This window comes from Methylobacterium sp. J-026, assembly GCF_022829585.1.
Classification (GTDB): Bacteria; Pseudomonadota; Alphaproteobacteria; order Rhizobiales; family Beijerinckiaceae; genus Methylobacterium.
This window is the reverse complement of record NZ_JAKSYC010000170.1, coordinates 1-4,912: the sequence shown is the minus strand read 5'-3', so window position 1 is coordinate 4,912 and position 4,912 is coordinate 1. Positions and strand designations below refer to the sequence as shown.

The following is a 4,912-nucleotide window of genomic DNA, read 5'->3' as shown; positions in this document are numbered from 1 at the left end:
CTCCCATGTTGCTCATCTCATCCCTCGTCGTAGGCACGTTCGTACTCGCTACATCGTTCTCGCTCGTCGCCGTTCTGTCGGACTAAGGCTCCCGCCGAAAAGTCCTCCCGGGAACTTCGGTCAGACCCCGCGCCTTCGCCTCCCACGACTTCAACGGAGGCCAACATGGGCCCGGATGTAGACGGGGCACGCGAACCCTTCGGGACAGTGCCACCAGGCCGGCCGGTCGGTGAACTGAAGAAGCTCGATCCCGCGGCAGGCAGCAGTGGCCTGAATCCGCCAGGCAACCCCGAGCCGGATGCCGGTGAGGGTCCCGAGAGCGGCGGCTACGACAACCGGCCGGATACGCCCCAACCCGACAACGCCAAGGGCGGCCACGGCGCTGGCTGACGGGTGCCGGCCGGTCGCGCAGTCAGACTACCCGCACGGTCACGTCCATGTTGCCCCGAGTGGCGCGCGAGTAGGGACAGACCTCCTCGTGGGCGATGCGGGCAAACTCCTCGATCTCGGCCCGGTCCCGATCCGGCACTGACACCTCCAAGGTGGCTTCGAGCCGGAAGAACCCGTCCTCTTCGCGCCCGATGCCCACATGCGCCGTGACAGACGACGCGGCGAGCGGCGCCTTCCGCTCGCGCGCGACACGCAGCAGAGCGTTTTCAAAGCACGCGGCGTAGCCAGCGGCAAACAGCTGCTCCGGGTTGGTCGCATGGCCGCCTGGGCCGCCCAGTTCCTTGGGGTGAGCCAGCACGTGGTCCAGCACCCCATCCGGTGATGAGATGCGCCCCTGGCGGCCGCCGACCGCGGTTGCTGTGGCTGTGTAGAGTGCCTTCATCGTCTGTCCCTCCGATGTGGGCGACGTAGGGCTGCGCTGCCGTCAGCCCAGGGCAGCTGCACGGCGGATCACGCCCGGGTCGGCTGCCTCAGCTTCCCGCTCGGCGAGCTCAGGCGGCGGCTCGGGCGCGCGCCGGTCGTCAAGGTTGATGACCTCGGCGACGGCCTCACGGACGGCAGCCTTGGTCGGCTCCTGGCCCTGCTCGAGCCGAGCATCGAGTGTGCGGCGGATCACGCCAGGGTCAGCCGCCTCAGCGTAGCGCAACTGCCGGGCCTCGTGGATCGCCTTGCGGGTCAGGCCGAGGTCCGTGACGGTGGCAACGGTGTTCCCGCCTGGAACGCCGTCCGCGATGTTGGCACCGCCCCGCGACTGTGTGGCCACCTCGCCCCGCTCCTGCGCGGCGTCGTACTCATCCGCCAGCCGGCGCTTTGCGGCGGCCTCGATTTCCAAGGCGTCAGCCTGGGCCCTGTGGGGGCTTACTCGACGTCTGGTTCTGTCTCGACGGACTTGGGATCTTCCTCAGCAATAAGCTCATCGAACAAGTCTGCAGCTCGAGAACGAGCAGGGGGCGGTATAGGCTGCGGTTCTGGCGGGGGAAAGGGGAGGTCAGAAAGCGACACAACTTCCATATTCGACCCAAGAGATATTCGTCTAATATCGTCGTCGTTGCTATAGATTATAGAGGCACTTTCGACTATGGCAATCGACACTATCTGGCGATCGTACTTAATCTTGGCCCACGATGGAGTGCCTTCCTTCTTGTCTCCTGCCCTTATTGCTTCTCGGTGGGCCGCCGCAGCTTCGACAGCTGCACGTTCGGCAAAGGGTGCGACCCTAAAGCGTGCGGAGGCGTTAATAACGCTCAAATATCTAGGCGCCGCATCCCCCGCGCCGATGAGAACTTCTGATAAAGCTGGCGCTGGTATAATAATGGTAGTCTTGTCGCGATCTAGATTTCGAAGTAGGAATGCTATGCGGTCGTCAAGCGCGCCGGCGCTACCATACCGGCTATCAAACAGCGGAATTAGATACGAGCTGTCGAACACGACAGGCATCTAGTGTTGGTCCTCTGGATCGCGCCGCAGCCCAAGTAAATCCGTCAAGGATTGATCGTTCCACATGCCACCTTCAATGGCATGAAGGCGACGAACCACCTCACTCAGCGGAGTATCATCAAGAACTTCGAAGTCTTCAATATCGAATTGCTGCAACGTCCATGTCTTATCTTCGTCTCTAATCCACTTGCCACTTCCATGTACGCGAATCTGCGGGCCCAAATAATACTGAGCGAGCTTCTTCGATAATTCAACAGATGCCTGGCATGTATAAGAGACGTCGCCATTGCAAAGCAGAACAGGAATTGTTTTGTCCCGCCCGCCCAGTCTTACGACAATACCATCTAACGAACCCCGCTCACGAAACGGGCCGTACTGGATTGGTTTTGGGCGCGTTCGACCAGGGAAGGCTATAATTTCGGCGCCTTCCGGCGGGGTCAGCAAGCCTACTGCATTGTCCTTAGCTAGAAGGTTGTCGAGGGTTTTGTATGCTTCCAAGGCGTCCTTAGGTGCACGTCCATCCCGAATACGGTGCAGCCGTTCGCCAACCTTAACTATCGCAGGCTCGTCAATTCGGCTTACCAGAACAGCGCTGCCCGGCTCGAGCTTCTCAAAATGGACCGCTTCCTGCTCGCCAAGCAGGCGCGCGAAACCGGCCATGTACTCGGCGAGGCGAGCCATAGGGATCGTCTCGACGCTGAAAGCGTCGATGCTGAACCTGTATCTCCAGCCGTCACTCATGACCAATCGACAGTGTTCTCACCCCACTCCCGCGCCGACAAAACAGAACAGAACATGTACAATAGATAGGATCGAACGCCTGTCGACAAGGGGGCGTATTGACTGACCCTGCCACCTAAGGTGACAACGGACTGCTAAAGGCTAGCGCCGCAACGTCTCGAACCAAGCTTTCACCGGATCCACCACGAAGGCTACGTACGCCGCCCAGGTCCGTGCCCAGCCGTTCATGGGGGCGTCGGCGTCACCGGGGCGATCTGCCATCAGCGCGGCCACGTAGGCGTCCTCGTGGGGCTTGCACTCGTCCAGGGCGTTGCGTTCCCGGCCAGCTCGGCTGCCCTGATCCTGCTGGCCGTCGTACGCCTGGCGTACGCATCCGTGCCACGCCCGCTCGAGCGCTGGCAGGTCGGTCGGCTCGGCCGCCAGGGCCGAGGCCGGCCCGACACCCGCAAGCGCTAGGAGCAGGGCCAAGCCCGATAGCTGCGCCGGGCGGCTATTCATCGGACCCGCCGCCCCCGGCAAAGGCCATCACGCTCGTGGCTCTCTGCAGCTCATGGCGGGCAATACCATCCGCCAGCGCAATCAGGCTGGCAAGCATGAGCCCGAGCAGCAGGAAGCGACGAACGGTGGGTGTAGGGAGCAGCATGGAAAGCGCTTCAAGGAGACGCCCGCATTGTAGCTGAGCCGAACGCAGGTGGCTGCCGCGCCGGGATCACAGTGGTACGAAAAGCGAACGCGTGCTGCTCGAACCCGTTTTACTCGCAGACGCGCACGCGGCGGATGTGCTCGACGCCGTAGGGGTCGATGAAGCCACGCCGCTCGAAGTGGCAGACCTCCTCGACGTAGGCAGGCGGCGGGGCGCGGTAGACTGGCTGGCCCGGGTAGTACCCGTTGTTGGCTGAAGCGATGGCGCTGCCTGCCACGACACCACCGAGCACACCGAGTGCAGCGGCCCCGCCAACCCCGATGCCGTCACGGGCCTGGGCGGCCGGCTGGGTACCGCATAGGGCCAAGGCGGCCAAGGCAGCCATGCCGACGGTCTTCATGGATCCACGCATCGACCACCTCCAAGGCGCGCAGGCGCCCCCGCGCATCAGCTGCGCGAGGGCGCATCTCCGGCACGTGCCAGTGCGGCCACTCACAGGTGGCCATGATCAGGGTGCGATGGGGTAGTTAAAGAAACCCTTCGGACGGTTGTCAGTAGCGCCGAGGCGGCGGTGGGGGCGGGCCATCGTCGTCGTCATCCGGCGGGGGCGGCCCGCGGTGATGATGCGGGGGCGGCGGCCGGCCGTCATCGAAGTCCTCGCCCGGCGGCGGGGGCCTGAAGCGATGCGGAGGCGGCGGGGGCCGGTCGAAATCCTCCTCGCCTGGCGGGGGCGGCCGTCGGTCATCGTAGGGCTGTGCACTAGCCCCGGCCGTCGCGAGGACGAGCAGGGCGGCGCTGGCGAGAAGTGCGCGCATGTGGTCTCCCGTCACGCGAGCCTACAGAGGGCACGCGACCACATGAACGAGCGGAGAGCTTTGCGGTTCAGTCGCCGAGGCGCGGTCCAGATCTCGGCGCTCACGGACATATCAACTCCTGCACGAGACCAAAAGCGCAAGTCTGGTGCGAGCGGGCGAGCGGCAGTGGCGGTACAACAAAGTCGGCACCGTCATGAACGATTTGGTTTTGCTCTCGCACAGCCCGCGGGCGCCGATCGGCGCGCTGGACCGCACGCGATCCGGCCAGCTGATGGCGGCGATGGATGCGTGCAATGCGCGCTGGGGCCGGGGCGCGGTGGTGCCGGCACGCGCCGGGCTGGTGAGCCCGCGGGACTGGAGCACGAAGTTCGAGATGCGTACGCTGCGCTACACCACGCAGGTCGGCGTGCTGCCGGTGGCGCACACAAACTACCCAGCCTGCCCAAGGTATGGTGTGAAAGCGCACCTAACTGGCATGCCAGCACGACTTATGTACGGGCATTCGCTTCTTGGCGATTGCCTGCTGCGGTGCGGTAGCCTAAGTTTGCATTGCGAGATAGCGATGGCGTCGCCATCTCGCTGCCCTTCTTGGGCGTTTCCTCCCTAGACTTCGGGCCGCTCCTCCGGGAGTGGCCTTTTTTTGTCCGGGTGGGCGTATCTACCTGACGCATTGAGGGCGAACAAGCAGGATTTTGCGCATGGTTCACGCGATAGAGTGATTTCTTTCTTATAAGTCCCCGGGACATAGCTTGCTCTGCATCTTGAAGACAGCTCTTCAGGCGTAGGGGCCCCCGAACAGGTCTCCGAGCGCCTTCCGCCGGAACAG

8 protein-coding genes and 1 pseudogene are annotated in these 4,912 nt (G+C 63.6%); 2 read left to right on the top strand and 7 right to left on the bottom strand.

Annotated features, from left to right (window positions below; all coding sequences use genetic code 11):
• Window positions 1–165: 165 nt before the first annotated feature.
• Window positions 166–390 (top strand): hypothetical protein, encoded by a 225-nt coding sequence (locus tag MKK69_RS16115; protein ID WP_243969376.1) that lies wholly within the window; start codon window positions 166–168, stop codon window positions 388–390.
• A gap of 22 nt (window positions 391–412) precedes the next feature.
• Here the strand turns inward: MKK69_RS16115 and MKK69_RS16110 are convergent, their stop codons facing one another.
• The 7 genes from MKK69_RS16110 to MKK69_RS16080 form a co-directional block, all read right to left on the bottom strand.
• Window positions 413–832, bottom strand: a complete 420-nt coding sequence (locus MKK69_RS16110) for an organic hydroperoxide resistance protein (protein WP_243969374.1) — start codon at window positions 830–832, stop codon at window positions 413–415.
• 42 nt (window positions 833–874) lie between these two features.
• Window positions 875–1,282: a hypothetical protein gene (locus tag MKK69_RS16105; RefSeq protein WP_243969372.1), complete on the bottom strand. Its 408-nt coding sequence runs from the start codon at window positions 1,280–1,282 to the stop codon at window positions 875–877.
• A 26-nt stretch (window positions 1,283–1,308) separates the two neighbouring features.
• On the bottom strand, window positions 1,309–1,887 hold the full coding sequence (locus MKK69_RS16100; RefSeq protein ID WP_243969370.1) for a PIN domain-containing protein: 579 nt from the start codon (window positions 1,885–1,887) through the stop codon (window positions 1,309–1,311).
• Complete coding sequence (locus MKK69_RS16095) at window positions 1,888–2,628, bottom strand: hypothetical protein (protein ID WP_243969368.1); 741 nt, start codon at window positions 2,626–2,628, stop codon at window positions 1,888–1,890.
• A 141-nt stretch (window positions 2,629–2,769) separates the two neighbouring features.
• Window positions 2,770–3,126: a hypothetical protein gene (locus tag MKK69_RS16090; protein ID WP_243969366.1), complete on the bottom strand. Its 357-nt coding sequence runs from the start codon at window positions 3,124–3,126 to the stop codon at window positions 2,770–2,772.
• Window positions 3,119–3,271: a hypothetical protein gene (locus MKK69_RS16085; protein WP_243969364.1), complete on the bottom strand. Its 153-nt coding sequence runs from the start codon at window positions 3,269–3,271 to the stop codon at window positions 3,119–3,121. The genes MKK69_RS16090 and MKK69_RS16085 overlap by 8 nt, the downstream gene beginning before the upstream one ends.
• 109 nt (window positions 3,272–3,380) lie before the next feature.
• The gene (locus MKK69_RS16080) at window positions 3,381–3,671 is read right to left on the bottom strand and encodes a hypothetical protein (RefSeq protein WP_243969362.1); all 291 of its coding nucleotides are present in this window, start codon (window positions 3,669–3,671) and stop codon (window positions 3,381–3,383) included.
• Between the two features lie 569 nt (window positions 3,672–4,240).
• Between MKK69_RS16080 and MKK69_RS16075 the strand changes: the two are divergent.
• Window positions 4,241–4,510, top strand: a pseudogene (locus MKK69_RS16075) (DUF4113 domain-containing protein); the annotation flags it as partial.
• Window positions 4,511–4,912: the final 402 nt, after the last annotated feature.

What these genes read in the sequence shown, in the direction of transcription:
- MKK69_RS16115 (WP_243969376.1), top strand. Translation starts at nt 166, where the DNA reads ATGGGCCCGGATGTAGACGGGGCACGCGAACCCTTCGGGACAGTGCCA.
- MKK69_RS16095 (WP_243969368.1), bottom strand. Translation starts at nt 2,628, where the DNA reads ATGAGTGACGGCTGGAGATACAGGTTCAGCATCGACGCTTTCAGCGTC.
- MKK69_RS16090 (WP_243969366.1), bottom strand. Translation starts at nt 3,126, where the DNA reads ATGAATAGCCGCCCGGCGCAGCTATCGGGCTTGGCCCTGCTCCTAGCG.
- MKK69_RS16080 (WP_243969362.1), bottom strand. Translation starts at nt 3,671, where the DNA reads ATGAAGACCGTCGGCATGGCTGCCTTGGCCGCCTTGGCCCTATGCGGT.
- MKK69_RS16100 (WP_243969370.1), bottom strand. Translation starts at nt 1,887, where the DNA reads ATGCCTGTCGTGTTCGACAGCTCGTATCTAATTCCGCTGTTTGATAGC.
- MKK69_RS16110 (WP_243969374.1), bottom strand. Translation starts at nt 832, where the DNA reads ATGAAGGCACTCTACACAGCCACAGCAACCGCGGTCGGCGGCCGCCAG.
- MKK69_RS16085 (WP_243969364.1), bottom strand. Translation starts at nt 3,271, where the DNA reads ATGCTGCTCCCTACACCCACCGTTCGTCGCTTCCTGCTGCTCGGGCTC.